This window comes from Lysinibacillus sp. AR18-8, assembly GCF_001705465.1.
Classification (GTDB): domain Bacteria; phylum Bacillota; class Bacilli; order Bacillales_A; family Planococcaceae; genus Lysinibacillus; species Lysinibacillus capsici.
In genome coordinates, this window is the sequence record NZ_MDGU01000015.1 from 194,882 (window position 1) to 212,207 (window position 17,326).

The following is a 17,326-nucleotide window of genomic DNA, read 5'->3' on the forward strand; positions in this document are numbered from 1 at the left end:
ATAGCACCAGATAGTTAGAGGGGGAACATTAATTGCGTAAATCTTTACCATTTGCATTATCAAAGGACCGTTCATTTTTCGATTCATTAGGTGACTGGATGGGCGATGTTCTTTATGATGAATTACCAGAAAAGGGCTTTGAATGCCGTGATGAGCAAATCTTTATGGCTTATCAAATAGAACAAGCACTAAAAGAAAAAAATGTTCTCTTTGCAGAGGCAGGAGTGGGAACTGGCAAAACGATCGCTTATTTGCTTCCAGCTATTTCCTACGCACGTTACACAGGGAAACCTGCGTTGATTGCTTGTGCAGATGAAACATTAATCGACCAACTTGTAAAAGAGGGGGGCGATATTTATAAACTCCAAAAAACGTTAGGACTTGATATTGATGTTCGACTAGCAAAATCGAGAGATCAGTATTTATGCTTAAAACGCTTTGAGGAAGCAGAGAAAGTGGAGTCGGATGAATGGATTGATGATATTTCCTTTTCTATCCCTGATGGTGTTTATGCACAAGGTTCGATGATTGCTGTTCATCCATATGGGGAACGCAGTGATTATCCAACAGTCAGTGATGAGGATTGGCAAAAGGTTAATTACAATTCGATTATGCAATGTTCGGTTTGTGACCTTCGTAATCGCTGTGGGCAAACATTGCATCGCTCTCATTATCGAAAATCAACCGATCTTGTTATTTGTTCACAAGATTTTCTAATGGAGCATTTAGCTACAAAGGAATCTCGTGAGCGTGAAGGTCAGTTAGCATTACTGCCTGAGGTATCAATGATGGTGCTGGATGAAGGACATTTATTGGAGTATGCTGCGCAAAAAGCGATGACCTATAAAGTACAGGCGACGACTATCGTGCAATTACTGGAGCGCTTAATGGTAGATGGTGTACGCGAGCGCACACTGTATGCAATGGAGAAATTACAGGATGATCATGAACTATTTTTTGATCAGCTTCGTGATGATATCGTTGCTTCTAATGAAGATCGCAAACGCATAAACAAATCAAAAACATTGCTTGCTTATGGGAAGCAATTAATAGATGATGTAGAAACATTGATGGAAGAATTCGTTTTTGAATCAGAAATGTACATGATTCCTGAATATGAGCTAAATATGGCGGAAGAATATTTAGAACAATATGAGGCTTCGTTGCGTATTTTCATCGCACAGGGAGATGCAGTAGATTGGTTAGAGGAAACAGATGGTGAAGAAACGCTCGTCATTATGCCTCGTTTAATCACAGAAGTTTTAGCAGAAAAATTATTCTCTAAAAAGCTTCCAATCGTCTTTTCTTCTGCCACTCTATCGGTCAATAAAGACTTTTCTTATATTGCCTATAGTTTAGGAATTCGAGATTACCAATCATTTTCTGTACCATCCCCATTCGACTATGAAGAGGTTATGAAAATCTATTTACATGAGCTTACACAACGAGACAAAACAGCGCGTGTTCAGCAGTTGCTGCGTGATGATGAGCAAACGTTGATTCTGTTTAAATCGAAGCAAGCCATGCTAAACTTCAAGGCAGAATTACCGCTAATGGAACGTATGTATGTAGCATTTGAGGGAGATCGAGAGCTATCAGCCATTGTTCGAGACTTCCAGCAAGGAACAGTTAAAACATTATGTTCATATCATTTATGGGAGGGGTTAGATTTGCCTGAGGAAGCATTAACACGTGTGATTATTTATGATTTACCATTTCCTCCACAGGACCCATTATTTGATGCGAAACGTACATTTGCCGAAAACCCATTTGAGGAAGTGGAATTACCTTTCATGCAATTACGCTTGCAGCAAGGGATGGGGCGCTTAATTCGTACATCGAATGACCATGGTGATATTCACATTTTATTAAATGAAGATGAACAAAAGCAGCGCGCAGCCTTTGAAAATATAGTAGCAGTTGTACCAGAAATAAAATAGAAAGAAGCGAGTTTACCCAAACGGTAAGCTCGTTTTTTGTTATATCGAAATAACATTATGTGTGTAGTTAAATTATGGATCTTTAAAAAACTGTTGAATATTTCTCTTTTAAGCTATATAGTTCTTTGTAATGCAACGAAATCTTGTGAAAGAATATATTTTTTATATTGAAAATAATTTCACAAAAGGTTTATAATAATGACAAAGATTTTTAAGAATAGTCAAATTGCTTGCTGACTATTCCTTGATAGGGGGCTTAAACCTGTCGAACATTCAATCATTGTGTAGAAAATATACAAATCTATCGGCAACGGATATTGACAAGTTAATAGAAATAGAGGCTACGCTAACGTATTATGCTGAGTTGACTGATTGTTACATGTTCATAGATTGCCTGTTGGAGAATTTACCACATGCAATTGTTGTGGCAGAGGCATTCCCGAAGAAAGAGATTGGTTTATACGAAAAATCAGTTATCGGAAAATTCGTATTTGAAAGTTTTGAACCAGCCGTATTTGCTGCGTTTAAACATAAAGAAAAATCATCCATTTCCAGAGCAATTACGCAGGAAGGCATAACGGTGGAGCAAAATGTCATTCCCATTTTTAATGAGCAGCAGCAAGTAATTGCTGTGTTGATTCAGGAAAAAATGGTGAAGATGCAAACGACACCGAAGGATGATTTTCAAAATATGCCGTTTGCATTAATTGAGCATATTGTCGAACCTAATTCTCAACCAATTCCAGTTGTTTCTGATTTACTCGTAGAGTCGATTATTCTCACAAATCACGAAAATAAAGTGATTTATAGTAATCCAGCAGGCTATCATTTTATTTCGGAGCTATCTGGATTAGAAAATTTTGACAATATAGCGTTGGATAAAATCTTACCTTTTTTACAGGAGGTCTATGATAAAGGCGACGATGTCTTTTTCCTAGAAATTACGATTGATCGTAAGTCCTTTATTGTGAAGAAGATTCCTATTCGCAGTCATAACGAGAAAGTCACGCTACTCATTATTCATGATCTAACAGAGCTTAAGCTGAAAGAAAATGAGCTAATGATGAAAACATTTGCGATACGAGAAATTCACCACCGCGTGAAAAACAATCTTCAGACAGTGACAAGTCTATTACGTTTACAAATGCGAAATGATCTGTCTGCTTCAAATGCAAGTGCGTTTCAAGAGGCATTAAATCGAATCTATAGTATTTCATCGGTGTATGAGCTGATTTTAGAAAATGAAGATAACGCTGAAGAAAGAGTAGACGTTATCGCATTAGCTAAAAAAATTGGTCATAAAATGATTGGTACGTCTAATACAGCAACTATTCAACTAGCCTTTCATCATGAAAATTTGCAGCTGTTCTGCCATTCAAAAAAGGCAGTCTCTTTAGCACTCATTATTTGTGAGCTACTGCAAAATGCATTAAAGTATGCGTTTATCGGACGTGATGAAGGAGTTATCGATATTCAATTCATTCAGGAAGATTCTACAATTTCGCTTCATATTTCTGACAACGGCGTTGGAATGCAAGAGGTGAAGGCATCTTTTGGTATGGAGATTATCACAAGGCTTGTAGAATATGATTTAGCTGGCTCATTTTCAATTATCCCTAGTAATGAAGGTACACATACTCAAATTCAGTTCCCTGTAAGTGAGGAGGTATTTATCGTAAATGACTAGGAAAGTTATGATTGTCGAAGATGAATCACTGATTGCGATTGATTTGAAGTTTATGTTAGAAGATAACGGCTACGAAGTTGTAGCACAAGCGAACAATGGGGAAACAGCCATTGAATTAGCCTTTTTACACAAACCTCAGTTAATCTTAATGGACATTAAAATGCCTAAACTTGACGGTTTAAAGGCAAGTAAAATTATTGAACAACAGCTTGGTATACCCGTTCTTTTCATCTCGGCCTATAGTGAAAAAGAATTGTTGCTATACATGAAGCAGGATAATATATTAGGATATGTAATGAAACCGTTTTCTGAAAAAAATGTGTTGCCTGTGCTTGAGGTTGCTTTTCATCAAATTGATAAATTCAACCGTCTCAATGGGGAGATCTTACATAAGCAAACACAATTAGATAAGCGAAAAGTCATTGAACGAGCGAAGGGCTTGCTGATGCAGGCTGAAAATATAAGCGAGGACGAGGCTTACCGTAAGATTCGCAATGAAAGCATGCAAACACAACAGGAAATGGTGCATATTGCACAGCAAATTATTAACAACTTACAAGTCAATAGTTGAAGCAAAGGCGCTTTAAAGAGATTTCTTCTTTAAAGTGCCTTTTTTTATATAAATTTATAAATAAAAAAGGGGTGATGAGTAAGATGGCAATGATAGGAACGGTTATCGTTTATATTATTATGATTTGTGCTGTTTTAGGGGCAATCGGAGCTATCCGAGATGCTGAGTATGGAATTGGGAAAGAATTTATGAATGGGATCCATACGGTTGGTCATATTTTTGTCCCAGCAGCAGGGATCATGGCAGCTATACCTTACTTAACATGGTTTATTAGTCATTTTATTAGTCCGATTTTTGAATTAATTGGCGCAGATCCTGCGATTGCAGCGACGACGATTTTAGCCTCGGACATGGGTGGTTACCAATTAGCCAATGCGTTAAAGGAGTCTTATGAGGGATGGGTAATGGCTCTTGTTGTTGGTTTTATGTCAGGTGCTACTATCGTATTCTCAATTCCAATGGGCCTTGCGATGTTGGATAAGCGTGATCATAAATACATGGCGCTAGGAATTATGGCTGGCGTTTTAACAATTCCGATTGGTGCATTTATTTCTTCGATCATGATTGTGCTATTCAACACAGAAGTACGTGAAGTCATTAGTACAACAGAGGCTCCTACATATGTATTTGCCATTTCTGTTTTACAAATATTAATTAACTTACTACCTTTATTCATTTTCGTTATCTTAATCGCACTAGGCTTAAAGCTTATTCCAAACGGCATGATTACTGGCTTCATGGTATTCGGTCGTGTAATGGATGCGGGAATTAAATTGGTGTTAGTGTTCTCTATTGTTGAGATTTTTACAGGTATTTTTACAAAGATTTTTGGCGCGTGGGGCTTCGATCCAATCATGGCTGATGAAATCGATCAGTTCCGAGCATTAGAAACAGCCGGTTATATCGGGATTATGCTAGCGGGTGCCTTCCCAATGGTGTATCTAATTCGAAAGTATGCTTCCAAGCCACTTGAAGCAGCTGGTAAAAAATTAGGCTTATCCTCTATAGGAAGTGCTGGGATTTTAGCAACGATTGCGAACATTTTAGCGATGTTTACACTAATTCGCCATATGCCACCAAAAGACAAAGTAATTAACATTGCATTTGGTGTATGTTCCGCCTTTTTATTAGGTGATCACTTATCATTCACGGCGAACTTCCAGCCAACCATTATTTTACCTGTTATTGCAGGGAAGTTTTTAGCGGGTGTTATTGCGATTATTTTAGCCTATAAGCTTTCAGTACCAACTGCATTAAGGTTGGAAATTGAAGATCGTAAGGCTGGCATTATCAAAGAAGGCGAGTATTTAACAGATCAACAATCTTAATTGATTAAAAAGTGAGGTGATGACGTGTGAGTGAAGAGAAAAAACGATTTATTCAGGAGTTTGTGCCGGGTAAACAGCTAACATTGAGTCACCTTATTGCCAATCCTGATCCAGAAATGTTTCAAAAGCTAGGTATCCAAGAAGCAGGTGCCCTTGGCATTATGACTTGTACGCCAAGTGAAACGGTAATTATTGCAGGAGACTTAGCAACAAAGGCTGCCAATGTCAAACTAGGATTTTTAGATCGTTTTACAGGTAGTCTCGTTATTGTTGGTAGTGTGTCAGAGGTAGAAATGGCGATGTTAGAAATCAATCGTTTTTTATCCGAGGTATTAGGTTATACACCATCAAAAATAACAAAATCATAGGATGTGTCATATGAAAAATCGAGTAATGATAATAGGCGGTGTGCAAGCAGGAAAGTCAACATTGATGAATACATTGTTGGGCAAAGAAAGCAGTGCCAACAAAACACAAGCACTCGTTTATGATGACTGGATTGTTGATACACCAGGTGAATATGTTGAAAATCCAATGTATTACAGAAATATAATGGCAACATCTTTGGAAGTAACCCATGTGATTTACTTGCAGGATGCCACATCAGCAAGGAGTGTATTCCCTCCGCAATTCAGCTTAGGGATTCCCAAAATACAAATAGGGGTTATTACCAAGATTGATGCCCCTGATGCAGATGTAGAAAGGGCTACCGCCTTATTAAAAAATGTTATGACGCAGGGCCCTATCGTGAAAACCTCTTCCTGGCAAAAGCTTGGCATTGAATTGATTGAACCATTGATTCAACTCCAGACAAATGAAGAAATTCGACAATTTGTTAAGGAAAGCGATAGTCCGTATCTCATGTATTGCTCACAGTAGCGAGAGGGAGGTGTAGGGTGAAAACTGAAAAAATATTTAGTGCAGGCATTGATATTGGGACAAGTACCACAAAAATGGTTGTCAGTAGTTTTCTGTTAAAGAATGTGGCTGGCGTAACACATGTGCCAAGGATTGAAATTATTGAGAAAACGGTGTTGCATCAAAGTCCAATTATTAGAACCCCTTTTATCAATAAAGACATCATTGATATGAAAAAGATAGAGGAATTTATTTCTCAACAGTATCAATTGGCACAAATTGCTCCATCTGATATTGCAACTGGGGCCATCATCATTACTGGTGAATCAGCCACGAAGGAAAATGCAAGTGAGGTTGTCCATACCATTGCAGATGGCGCAGGTCATTTTTTAGTTGCTACCGCAGGTCCTGATTTAGAGGGCATCATTGCTGCCAAAGGGGCAGGTACTTTACAGCAATCAAAGAATTCATCCAAAGTCATCGCCAATATCGATATTGGTGGAGGGACAGCGAATATTGCTGTTATGCAATTTGGAGAGGTCATTGGTACATGTACCTTACATGTTGGTGGTAGATTGATTGAGTTTAAGGATGGCAAGATTCAATCAATTTCTCCGCCACTCATGCGATTGATGGAACGATGGACTAATCCGTTAGCGGTCGGTGATGCGGCCGAAGATATTCGAGTGACACATTGTATTGAAGAAATGGTGCAAACACTTGCCATGATTCTTCATGGGCAATGCAGAGATGAAAAGCATCCATTATTACTAGGGCATTTACCAAACTGGCATAAACCTGTGGATGCCATCGTTTTTACGGGTGGTGTGGCCTCTTGTATTTATGAAAATGAATGTACCCAGCGTCAATATGATGATATTGGTGAAAAATTAGCGAAAATGCTACTTCAGCATGAACAGCTACAATCATTTTTATGGTTACGACCAGAGGAAACAGCACGTGCAACAGTGACTGGTGCTGGTACACAAACCACTGAAATCAGTGGGGCAACCATTCAGGTGGATGCACAGGTATTACCACTAAAAAATGTACCTGTCTTCAATTGTCATATAGATCCTTCAACAGACTTCAACTCGACGGTGAAGACAGCAGTAGAGAGAGCAAATGATCTATTTTCTATACAGGACAATCGTTCGCCATTTGCCCTCTATTTTAGTGAATTGCCATATTTAAGCTTTCAGGATGTACATGCATTGTGTCAGGCCATTTTGCTACATTTGGCGACAAGATGCTCTAAGGACATACCAATTATCATAGTCATTCAATCAGATTATGCAAAGATTATTGGACAGACCATACAAGCCATAAATGTGACAGTACCAATTATTTGCATTGATCAAATTAAAGTGGAAACGGGCGATTACATCGACATTGGAGAGGTTCTGCCATCTGGCGTCGTTCCTGTTGTGGTGAAGACCCTTGCCTTCCATTCAAAGTAAGGAGGATGAATGTGAACTTATCGGTGATATTTGGTGGAGAAAAATATAATTTTAAATCATTAAAAGATGTTATGGCTAAGGCCAATGAAGAAAAATCAGGCGATCAGCTAGCAGGTATTGCCGCTGAGACGGTTCAACAACGGATCGCAGCAAAGGCAGTATTAAGTGAGCTTTTAGTTAAAGATATCCGCGAAAACCCATTAGTGCCACAAGAAAATGATGAGGTTTCACGCATTATTGAGGGCGATATTAATGAGCAAATATATGGAGAAATCAAAAACTGGAGCATCGAGCAGCTGCGTGAATACATTTTATCAAATGACACGGGTGATCGTGAATTAAAGCGTTTAAGTAAAGGGATGAATTCCGAGATTATTGCCGCTGTTACAAAACTAATGTCCAATTTAGATCTTGTACATGCAGCCAATAAAGTTGAAATACTTTCAACGTGTAATATTACGATTGGTCAAAAAGGGACGCTGTCATCTCGTCTACAGCCAAATCATCCGACAGATAATATTGATGGCATCATCGCCTCTCTAAAAGAAGGACTGTCCTATGGTATTGGGGATGCTGTTATCGGCATTAATCCTGTAGATGATTCAGTTGAAAGTGTCAAAAAAGTGCTTACAGCTACAAAGGAATTCATCAATGATTGGTCCATTCCTACGCAAAACTGTGTATTAGCTCATATTACAACACAGATGAAGGCAATTAAACAAGGCGCCCCAGCAGATATGATTTTCCAAAGTATCGCAGGCACAGAAATTGCTAACCGTTCGTTCGGTATTTCTGCTGATTTAATAAGAGAAGCAGAGGAGCTCATTAAAAAACAAGGAACAGGTACTGGTCCAAATTTATTCTACTTTGAAACAGGTCAAGGCTCAGAGCTATCGGCAGAGGCACATATGGGCATTGACCAAGTAACACTGGAATCGCGCAATTATGGATTTGCTAGACATTTTAATCCTTATATTGTGAACACTGTAGTTGGCTTTATTGGCCCAGAGTATTTATACAACAATAAACAAGTAATTCGAGCAGGTCTCGAAGATCATTTCATGGGCAAAATGCATGGTATTCCTATGGGGGTAGATATTTGCTATACCAACCATATTAAGGCAGACCAAAATGATGTTGAAGATTTAAGTGTATTGCTGACAGCTGCTGGTGTTAACTTTATTATTGCTGCGCCAATGGGCGATGACGTGATGCTCAACTATCAATCGATGAGCTTCCATGATGTGGCTACATTACTCCAAACATTTGGTAAAAAACCAGCACCAGAGTATTTAGCATGGTTAGAGAAAATGGGCATTTATGAAAATGGTCGACTGTCAGCAAGAGCTGGCGATTTATCCATTTTTGAAAGGTAGGTGAGTCAAGTGAATGATCAATTAGTTTCTATGATTACACAGCTTGTCATGGAGAAGATGGAGAAAAGTACAGGTAGCCAAACACCTGAAATAGCAGCTACTCCAACAGAACAACCACTTATTAAATTTTATGATACAGTAGAAAATCGTTTTTCAGGAACAACAGAAGCTATAGCAACATCACAGGAGCCATTAATTCAGCTGTATCAGCATGGAGCTCCACAGCAAGTAACGACGGTTACTTCTGCTACTTTCGAACAACCAGTAAATGACGCTGTGCCGATCAAGCCCTTTCAGTTTGAGGCGGGCTCGTTAAGTGAAAGTGTGCAGGCTGCTAAGAAACATACACCTGCTCGTATTGGTGTAGGAAGAGCAGGGACAAGACCGAAAACGAAAACCTGGTTGAAATTCCGACTTGATCATGCTGCTGCGGTAGATGCTGTATATGGCGAAGTGACAGAAGATCTTTTACAAAAGCTTGATGTCTTTCAGGTCACAACGAAAGTCACAGATAAAGAGGAATACATTACAAGACCTGACTTAGGGCGTCGTTTATCAGAAGAATCAAAGGCATTGATTCAGCAAAAATGTAAACCACAGCCAAAGGTACAGATTATTATCTCGAATGGCTTGAGTGCAAGTGCGATTGAGGAGAATGTTCAAGATGTTTACTTAGCCCTTCAGCAAAGTCTTAGCAATTTAAATATTGACATTGGTACTACGTTCTATATCGATAAAGGGCGTGTTGCTTTAATGGATGAGATTGGTGAGCTGCTACAGGCAGAGGTTATTGTTTATCTAATTGGTGAGCGTCCAGGGCTCGTATCAGCAGAATCGATGAGTGCATATTTATGCTACAAGCCAAGAATTGGGACAGTGGAAGCGGAACGTATGGTAATTTCAAATATCCATAAGGGTGGTATCCCACCATTAGAAGCGGGAGCTTATCTTGGCACAGTCGTAGAAAAAATCCTGCGTTATCAGGCAAGTGGCGTAGAGCTTGTCGCAAAAGAAGGTTAGGAGGCTGAAATATGTATCCTCAAAAAATTATGGCGCAAATCTTGGCGATGCAAACCATTCCAAGAGTCAACAGTGAACTAGCAGAGCAGTTAGATTTAAAGCCACATCATCATAGCATTGGGCTTGTCACACTGACAATCGACGATGTTGGCTATGTTGCCTTAGATGAGGCGACGAAAAAGGCAGATGTCGATGTTGTTTATGCAAAAAGCTTTTATGCTGGAGCGGCACATGCGTCTGGTCCATTGTCAGGTGAAGTGATTGGCATTATTGCTGGAAGCTCACCTGATGAAATTCGTAGTGGTCTTGATGCCATTCAACAAAAAATTGAATTTGATACGTATTTTGAAGCCATTAATAATAATGACAATCATGCCTTGTTTGCCCATACCGTGGCAAGCTGTGGGACGTATCTTGCTGAGCTTGCAGATGTAAAGGTTGGCACCCCACTTGCTTATTTAATCGCACCGCCGCTTGAGGCAGTTGTTGGATTAGATGCAGCATTAAAGGCTGCAGATGTTGAGCTAAAGGTTTTCTTTGGTCCTCCATCTGAAACCAATTTTGGGGGCGGCTTATTAACTGGCAGTCAATCTTCATGCGAGGCTGCGGCACATGCATTCAGAGAAGCTATTGAAAATATAGCTAGAAACCCAGTGATCTAGAAGGGAGGCGGCTTTATGGCCACATTAGACAAAGACTTATTAGCGATTCAGGAAATGAGAGATGCCGTTAAACATGCTAATACAGCACAGGCTGCCTATATGCAATTTTCTCAGCAACAAGTAGACAACATTGTAAAGGCTGTCGCGGATGCTGCCTTTAAGGAAGCAGACCGTTTAGCAAAAATGGCTGTGCAAGAAACAGGAATGGGTATTCCTAACCATAAAAAGATGAAAAATGAAGTAGCTTCACGAGATGTCTATGAAGATATTAAAGAATTACAAACAGTTGGTATTGTGGGCTATGATCGGATGAAAAAAGTAGCCGAAATTGCAAGTCCTTTCGGTGTTATTGCTGGTATCGTACCAACAACAAATCCAACCTCTACAGCGATCTTTAAGACACTTATTTCTTTAAAAACGAGAAATGGTTTAGTGCTTAGTCCACACCCATATGCAGTGAAATGTACAAAAGAGGCCTTAGATATTTGTCGAGTAGCTGCTGAAAAAGCAGGTGCGCCAGAAGGATTACTACAATGTTTAACAATGTCCTCCATGGAGGCAACACAGCAGCTAATGAAGCACCCAAACATCCATTTAATTTTAGCTACGGGTGGTGGTGCATTGGTCAAGGCGGCCTATAGCTCTGGCAAACCTGCCTATGGGGTTGGGCCAGGAAATGTACCAGCTTATATTGAAAAATCGGCTAATATTCAAAAATCTGTACGTCAATTGGTGCAAAGTAAATCGTTCGATAATGGCACAATCTGTGCAACAGAACAAGCCATTATTGTGGATAAGGTGATTGCAGAGCAAGTGCAAACAGAATTAAAGAAAAATGGTGCCTATCTATTAAATGCCGAAGAAAAAGCTAAAATGGAAAAATTGATCTCGCCAGTTCCTGGGAAAGTAAATCCCCAGATTGTCGGTAAATCAGCTACTTGCCTAGCAGATTCTGTTGGTATTACGGTACCAGACGATACAAAAGTTCTTGTGGGCTTCGAAACAATGATTGGTAAAAATATTCCATTTTCTCTTGAAAAACTATCACCAATCTTTGCGCTTTATGTTGTTGAAAACAGTACAGAAGCCAAGCAGGTGATGATTGACCTGCTCAATATTGGAGGACGTGGACATACATGCTCAATTCACACTGAAAATGCAGCATTAGCAGAGCAATTTTCTGTCGAATTACCAGTATCACGAATTGTGGTTAATACATTATCCTCAATTGGTGCAGTAGGTGGCACAACGGGCTTAGCACCATCCTTTACATTAGGCTGTGGGACATTTGGCGGCAATATTACGTCAGACAACATTACAGCAAGACATTTATTAAATATCAAACGTATGGCGTATGGCATTAAAGATGTCGAAGTGCCAAAACCAGAATTCGAAGTACAGTCCGTGGTTGAATCGGTAGTTTCACAAGAACCTACTCTTGATACAACGATGGTTCAACAAATTGTCGATCAAGTATTAAAACAAATCACATTACAAAATAAATAAATTATTTGGAGGAATGACAAATGAGTACAGCATTAGGAATGGTAGAAACAAAAGGTTTAGTAGGAGCAATTGAAGCAGCAGACGCAATGGTAAAGGCAGCAAGCGTTAATTTAGTAGGCAAAGTACATGTAGGTGGCGGGATCGTAACAGTTCTTGTACGTGGTGATGTAGGTGCAGTAAAAGCAGCAACAGATGCAGGGGCAGCAGCAGCACAACGTGTAGGAGAGCTATTATCTGTCCATGTAATTCCACGTCCACATCACGAATTAGAAATGATTTTACCAAAAGCAGAAGCATAATTTCATGATCTTTCAAACGCTATAGATGGAAAAATAACTACCATTTATAGAAGAGAGCTGGATCTAACTTTAGAACAGCTCTCACCTTGTCCTGATAAAATAATCAACAAAATAAAGAGGTGGCTAACATGACAACAGCAACAAAAACTTTTCCAGTGGCCATTTCGGCTCGTCATATCCATCTAAGTGAAGCGGATTTACAAGCACTTTTTGGTCCAAATGCAACCCTAACGAAAGATTTCGACTTATCACAGCCAGGGCAATTTGCTGCAAAAGAGCGCGTCTCTATTGAGGGACCTAAAGGCGTTATTCATAATGTCCGTGTCCTTGGACCTGTTAGACCAGCAACCCAAGTAGAGGTAAGCCGCACTGATGCCATGAAGCTAGGAGTGACACCACCTTTACGTCAATCAGGTGATATTGACAATTCTGCGGGTATTAAAATACTTTCTCAAGACAAAGAAATAGAGATCCAGCAGGGAGTCATCATTGCGCAAGCGCATATTCATATGACTGAGGAAGATGCCAAAGCATTGGAAGTACGCAATAATGAATTAGTTTCAGTAGAAGTTGTAAGTGATCGACCTGTCACTTTCCGAGGTGTCGTTGTACGTGTTTCCAATGATTTTAGTCTGGAAATGCACATTGATACGGATGAAGCAAATGCTGGTTTTATCGAACAGCAGGCACAGGGTAAATTAATAAAAGTATCATCGTAAGGAGGAGGCAAGATGCAAGAAAATTTAGTGCAAAAAATTGTGGAAGAAGTTCTGCAACAAGTCTTAAAAAATCAATCTTCCCCTCCACATGACGGTAAAATTCCGATTGGTGTATCTGCCCGCCATGTCCATCTTGCACAAGCAGAAGTTGAACAGCTCTTTGGTGAAAATTATCAGCTCACACCGAAATTCGAGCTTTCACAGCCAGGGCAATTTGCTGCGGAGGAAACTGTAGTAATTGCAGGTCCAAAAGGGTCAATTGAGCGCGTGCGTATTCTTGGTCCCGCTCGTTCCTTATCACAAGTGGAAGTAAGCTGGACAGATGCTATGAAATTAGGTCTGAAGCCACCATTAAGAATTTCTGGTGATATTCAAGGTTCCAGTCCTGTTACATTAATTGGTCCAAAGGGAAGTGTTGTGTTAAATGAAGGCCTCATTATTGCACAGGCACATATTCATATGTCCCCAGCGGATAGTGCGAGATTCCAAGTCGTAGATGGGCAATCTGTCCAAATTAAGGTAGAAGGTATTCGCCCAATTATTTTATCGAATGTGGTTATCCGTGTTTCAGAGCGCTATCGCTTAGAAATGCATATTGATACAGATGAAGCAAATGCAGGGTTAATTCAGCAAGGAACGCTTGCAGAAATCGTGCATCATCAAGTAAGTGAACCTATGATCACTGTGAAAGAGCAGTCGCCAGTCGTACAGAAAGTAGAGCAACCGTCCGTCTATCATTATGACAAAAAGCTACTTTCACAAATAGAAGTGCTCGATATCGATGCACAAGAAATTGTCGTTCCAAAGAAAACCATTGTGACAGCATTGGCTTATGATAAGCTGCGAGAGTTAAATAAAACATTAACGATTCGTTCAGAGTAGTTAGACAATGTGTGTCGCATAAAGAGGGTGAAGTTCATGCAAATGGGAAGAGTGATAGGCAGTGTATGGGCAACACGCAAGGAAGAGGGACTGAATGGTTTAAAGCTACTAATCATTCAACCTATTGATTCCAATCAACAGCCGATTCGCACAGAAATGGTTGCAGCTGATCGTATAGGAGCGGGTATTGGTGATGATGTCCTGATTACAAGTGGTGGGTCATCTCGCTATATTATGAAAGATAATCCGTTACCGATTGATGCAGTTGTCATTGGTATTATTGATTCTACGGAAGTAATGAGAGGTGAGGACAATGAGTAGCGCAATTGGAATGATCGAAACAAAAGGATTAGTAGGCTCTTATGAAGCTGCTGATGCGATGATTAAAGCGTCAGACGTCACAATCGTCAAACAAGAGTTTGTGGATGGTGGCATCGTGACGATTGTCGTGAAGGGTGACGTAGGTTCTGTACAAGCTGCAGTAGAGGCTGGAAAAGCAGCAGCTATGCGTGTTGGTGAATTATTAGGCGCTCACGTCATTCCGAGACCTGATGAAGATGTCTTTAAAATGATTAAAGGACCAGAGGCACCAAAGAAAAAGGCTGTCTCTGCACCAGCAGCAACCCGTGCTAAAAAAACAACAGAAACAACATCGGCGACAGATAATCGAGGTGAGGCATAATGGCATTTCGTAAAAATAAAATCGCTGTTATTGGAGCAGGCCACACTGGTTCCACACTGAGTTTATTTTTAGCACAGAAAGAATTAGGCGATGTAGTGCTTGTTGATATTCCAGAGGCCGAGAACCCGACAAAAGGGAAAGCTTTGGATTTGCTACAAACAGGCCCCATCGAAAAATTCAATGTGTCCATTAAAGGCACGAGTCAATATGAAGATATCGCTGGCGCGGATATTGTTGTTATTACAGCAGGTATTCCACGTAAACCAGGAATGAGTCGGGATGACTTAGTCACAACAAATGCTAAAATCATTCAACAGGTTTCAAGACAAATTAAACACTATGCTCCAAATAGTATTGTTGTTGTGTTGAGTAATCCTGTTGATGCCATGACGTATGTGTGTCATAAGGAAACAGGCTTTGCCAAAAATCGTATCATTGGTCAATCTGGTGTATTAGATACAGCTCGCTTCAACACGTTTGTGGCGCAGGAGCTTCACATTGCACCAGAGGATGTATCAGGCTTCGTCCTAGGAGGACATGGCGATGAAATGGTACCATTAATCCGTTATTCCTATGCAGGCGGCATTCCATTAGAGAAACTAATTCCTCAGGAACGACTACAGCAAATCGTAGAGCGTACGCGTAAAGGCGGCGGTGAAATTGTTGGCTTACTAGGTAATGGTAGTGCCTACTATGCACCAGCAGCAGCGTGTGCCCAAATGGTTGAAATTATTATCAAAGATCAACGAAAAATTATCCCTTCTATTGCCCTATTAGAAGGAGAATATGGGTACCACGATCTCTTTTTAGGGGTACCAACTATTTTAGGTGGCAATGGCATCGAATCTGTCATTGAATTGCACCTAACAAATGAAGAACAAACAGCCCTTCAGCACTCTGCAGAAGCTGTGAAACAGGTAATTGCTATTTGCCAAAACATTGAATAGAGTAAACAGACTCTATTTTTCAACGGATCGAAAGGATCCCCAACTTTCTTTCCAATAAAGCTTCATGATAGCTCAAAAAATGTTTGATTGGAAACCGAACATGACTTGAAGGCTAGTATAAATCCCCAATTATATAGAAAGCTCTCCTGTATTTATGGGAGCAGAAACTGTAGCAGACTTTAAAGTTTGCTGCAGTTTTTTTCATTCACAACTTATATCATAAAAATCATTATCGCTTCTACTATAATGAAATTAGGAGGGATGTGGATGAACAACATTGTACAGGAGATGATTGATTGGATTGAGCGTCACCTATCAGAAGGATTTTCATTGGAGCAATTAGGAAAGGATATGGGTTATTCTCCTTATTACTGTTCTTTTAAATTCCATCAGGCGACAGGGATGACGATTAAAAAATATCGATCACTACGTAAAATCTATCTTTCTACTACTGCATTAAAAGATCCCCAAAAGAAAATAATCGACATCGCCTTTCACTACGGCTTTTCATCGCAGGAATCCTTTTCTAGAGCTTTTAAAAGGTACTTTGGTATAAGTCCGAATGATTACAGAAAGTCCCCTAAACCTTTACAAACCTTTGTAAAGTTGAGATTACAGGATGATGGAGGATGGTTGACGATGGATATTTCTCAGAAATTAAAAATTGAAGTATTACAAGAGAAGATGAATGCGCAATACGATCAGAAGCTATTGAATGTATTAAATGGTCAAATGATGTATGAGGAGTTCGCAAAACAACAATTAATGGGCAACAGCGATTACGTTCCTTTCAATGAAGCGATGTGTGCGAATCCAACGATTAGTCCCATTTTCAGTGAAGAATTTAATAAACTACGCGCTATAGGGCATGAGGTGTCTTTACAACAATATGAGCAGGTGACATTGAATCCGTTAAAGCCATTGTTAACAAATGACTATGAATGTATTGTTTTATGGTTTGGAGATGATATGTTTTGTCAGATGAATTTATTGACAGTCCTCGCTTTCCTAGAGCAACAAAGCTATCAAGGCAAAGTCTATTATTATATGGTCAAGGAAATGACCTATGAAGTGGAAGAAACAGAGATAGAACTTGGACCGTATGGGGAGGTCTATCAGGAAGTATTGATGCACCATCGTCTGCCCAAGACAACGCTTATACCTGTCATGTATCAGGGCATTCAATTATTTTTCAGCTATTTAAATGAAGAGAATGAGATCACTGTGTATATAAAAAAACACCTCCATCTATCTCAAAATGACCTGTTAAAGCAATTATTTTCTCTATTTCCACACTATGGATTGGGGGATAGACAATATATTAAAATAATAGAGAAGATAAAAAAGGAATATTCTGAATAATTACCCTAGAAAGTCCGCAATATACAA

The 17,326-nt window shown here is 39.6% G+C and carries 18 protein-coding genes; all 18 read left to right on the forward strand.

The window, feature by feature from the left end; genetic code table 11:
- Window positions 1-32: 32 nt before the first annotated feature.
- The 18 genes from BFM98_RS13755 (at window position 33) to BFM98_RS13840 (ending at window position 17,299) form a co-directional block, all read left to right on the forward strand.
- On the forward strand, window positions 33-1,940 hold the full coding sequence (locus tag BFM98_RS13755) for an ATP-dependent DNA helicase (protein ID WP_066037672.1): 1,908 nt from the start codon (window positions 33-35) through the stop codon (window positions 1,938-1,940).
- A gap of 280 nt (window positions 1,941-2,220) precedes the next feature.
- Window positions 2,221-3,627, forward strand: a complete 1,407-nt coding sequence (locus tag BFM98_RS13760) for a sensor histidine kinase (protein WP_016991941.1) — start codon at window positions 2,221-2,223, stop codon at window positions 3,625-3,627.
- On the forward strand, window positions 3,620-4,198 hold the full coding sequence (locus tag BFM98_RS13765; protein WP_004269312.1) for an ANTAR domain-containing response regulator: 579 nt from the start codon (window positions 3,620-3,622) through the stop codon (window positions 4,196-4,198). The genes BFM98_RS13760 and BFM98_RS13765 overlap by 8 nt, the downstream gene beginning before the upstream one ends.
- An 83-nt stretch (window positions 4,199-4,281) precedes the next feature.
- Window positions 4,282-5,526 carry an ethanolamine utilization protein EutH gene (gene eutH, locus BFM98_RS13770; RefSeq protein ID WP_066037673.1) on the forward strand — a complete coding sequence of 415 codons (1,245 nt, stop codon included), beginning with the start codon at window positions 4,282-4,284 and terminating at the stop codon, window positions 5,524-5,526.
- A gap of 26 nt (window positions 5,527-5,552) precedes the next feature.
- On the forward strand, window positions 5,553-5,894 hold the full coding sequence (eutS, locus tag BFM98_RS13775) for an ethanolamine utilization microcompartment protein EutS (protein ID WP_004269314.1): 342 nt from the start codon (window positions 5,553-5,555) through the stop codon (window positions 5,892-5,894).
- Between the two features lie 10 nt (window positions 5,895-5,904).
- Complete coding sequence (locus BFM98_RS13780) at window positions 5,905-6,405, forward strand: EutP/PduV family microcompartment system protein (RefSeq protein ID WP_054550775.1); 501 nt, start codon at window positions 5,905-5,907, stop codon at window positions 6,403-6,405.
- Window positions 6,406-6,422: 17 nt separating this feature from the next.
- A complete protein-coding gene (locus BFM98_RS13785; RefSeq protein WP_066037674.1) occupies window positions 6,423-7,844 on the forward strand; it encodes an ethanolamine ammonia-lyase reactivating factor EutA in 1,422 nt (473 codons plus the stop codon).
- Between the two features lie 5 nt (window positions 7,845-7,849).
- A complete protein-coding gene (locus BFM98_RS13790; protein ID WP_008176446.1) occupies window positions 7,850-9,220 on the forward strand; it encodes an ethanolamine ammonia-lyase subunit EutB in 1,371 nt (456 codons plus the stop codon).
- Between the two features lie 9 nt (window positions 9,221-9,229).
- Entirely contained in the window at window positions 9,230-10,240 is a 1,011-nt protein-coding gene (gene eutC, locus BFM98_RS13795; protein ID WP_066037675.1) for an ethanolamine ammonia-lyase subunit EutC, read from the forward strand.
- Window positions 10,241-10,251: 11 nt separating this feature from the next.
- Complete coding sequence (eutL, locus tag BFM98_RS13800) at window positions 10,252-10,902, forward strand: ethanolamine utilization microcompartment protein EutL (RefSeq protein ID WP_036077522.1); 651 nt, start codon at window positions 10,252-10,254, stop codon at window positions 10,900-10,902.
- A 15-nt stretch (window positions 10,903-10,917) separates the two neighbouring features.
- Complete coding sequence (locus BFM98_RS13805; protein WP_066037676.1) at window positions 10,918-12,408, forward strand: aldehyde dehydrogenase family protein; 1,491 nt, start codon at window positions 10,918-10,920, stop codon at window positions 12,406-12,408.
- A gap of 20 nt (window positions 12,409-12,428) precedes the next feature.
- The gene (locus BFM98_RS13810) at window positions 12,429-12,707 is read left to right on the forward strand and encodes a BMC domain-containing protein (protein WP_004269321.1); all 279 of its coding nucleotides are present in this window, start codon (window positions 12,429-12,431) and stop codon (window positions 12,705-12,707) included.
- Window positions 12,708-12,835: 128 nt separating this feature from the next.
- Window positions 12,836-13,426 carry a phosphate propanoyltransferase gene (locus BFM98_RS13815; protein ID WP_054550779.1) on the forward strand — a complete coding sequence of 197 codons (591 nt, stop codon included), beginning with the start codon at window positions 12,836-12,838 and terminating at the stop codon, window positions 13,424-13,426.
- 12 nt (window positions 13,427-13,438) lie between these two features.
- Entirely contained in the window at window positions 13,439-14,308 is an 870-nt protein-coding gene (locus BFM98_RS13820; protein WP_009370493.1) for a phosphate propanoyltransferase, read from the forward strand.
- A 36-nt stretch (window positions 14,309-14,344) separates the two neighbouring features.
- Window positions 14,345-14,629: a EutN/CcmL family microcompartment protein gene (locus tag BFM98_RS13825; protein ID WP_004269324.1), complete on the forward strand. Its 285-nt coding sequence runs from the start codon at window positions 14,345-14,347 to the stop codon at window positions 14,627-14,629.
- Window positions 14,622-14,990, forward strand: a complete 369-nt coding sequence (locus BFM98_RS13830) for a BMC domain-containing protein (protein WP_016991930.1) — start codon at window positions 14,622-14,624, stop codon at window positions 14,988-14,990. Before BFM98_RS13825 ends, BFM98_RS13830 begins: the two co-directional genes overlap by 8 nt.
- Window positions 14,990-15,937: a malate dehydrogenase gene (gene mdh / locus BFM98_RS13835; protein WP_016991928.1), complete on the forward strand. Its 948-nt coding sequence runs from the start codon at window positions 14,990-14,992 to the stop codon at window positions 15,935-15,937. The genes BFM98_RS13830 and mdh overlap by 1 nt, the downstream gene beginning before the upstream one ends.
- 267 nt (window positions 15,938-16,204) lie before the next feature.
- Window positions 16,205-17,299, forward strand: a complete 1,095-nt coding sequence (locus BFM98_RS13840) for a helix-turn-helix domain-containing protein (protein WP_066037677.1) — start codon at window positions 16,205-16,207, stop codon at window positions 17,297-17,299.
- Window positions 17,300-17,326 lie beyond the last annotated feature (27 nt).

What these genes read in the sequence shown, in the direction of transcription:
- eutL (WP_036077522.1), top strand. Translation starts at nt 10,252, where the DNA reads ATGTATCCTCAAAAAATTATGGCGCAAATCTTGGCGATGCAAACCATT.
- BFM98_RS13825 (WP_004269324.1), top strand. Translation starts at nt 14,345, where the DNA reads ATGCAAATGGGAAGAGTGATAGGCAGTGTATGGGCAACACGCAAGGAA.
- BFM98_RS13820 (WP_009370493.1), top strand. Translation starts at nt 13,439, where the DNA reads ATGCAAGAAAATTTAGTGCAAAAAATTGTGGAAGAAGTTCTGCAACAA.
- eutH (WP_066037673.1), top strand. Translation starts at nt 4,282, where the DNA reads ATGGCAATGATAGGAACGGTTATCGTTTATATTATTATGATTTGTGCT.
- BFM98_RS13840 (WP_066037677.1), top strand. Translation starts at nt 16,205, where the DNA reads ATGAACAACATTGTACAGGAGATGATTGATTGGATTGAGCGTCACCTA.
- BFM98_RS13765 (WP_004269312.1), top strand. Translation starts at nt 3,620, where the DNA reads ATGACTAGGAAAGTTATGATTGTCGAAGATGAATCACTGATTGCGATT.
- BFM98_RS13810 (WP_004269321.1), top strand. Translation starts at nt 12,429, where the DNA reads ATGAGTACAGCATTAGGAATGGTAGAAACAAAAGGTTTAGTAGGAGCA.
- BFM98_RS13830 (WP_016991930.1), top strand. Translation starts at nt 14,622, where the DNA reads ATGAGTAGCGCAATTGGAATGATCGAAACAAAAGGATTAGTAGGCTCT.
- mdh (WP_016991928.1), top strand. Translation starts at nt 14,990, where the DNA reads ATGGCATTTCGTAAAAATAAAATCGCTGTTATTGGAGCAGGCCACACT.
- BFM98_RS13815 (WP_054550779.1), top strand. Translation starts at nt 12,836, where the DNA reads ATGACAACAGCAACAAAAACTTTTCCAGTGGCCATTTCGGCTCGTCAT.
- BFM98_RS13790 (WP_008176446.1), top strand. Translation starts at nt 7,850, where the DNA reads ATGAATGTGAACTTATCGGTGATATTTGGTGGAGAAAAATATAATTTT.
- BFM98_RS13780 (WP_054550775.1), top strand. Translation starts at nt 5,905, where the DNA reads ATGAAAAATCGAGTAATGATAATAGGCGGTGTGCAAGCAGGAAAGTCA.
- BFM98_RS13805 (WP_066037676.1), top strand. Translation starts at nt 10,918, where the DNA reads ATGGCCACATTAGACAAAGACTTATTAGCGATTCAGGAAATGAGAGAT.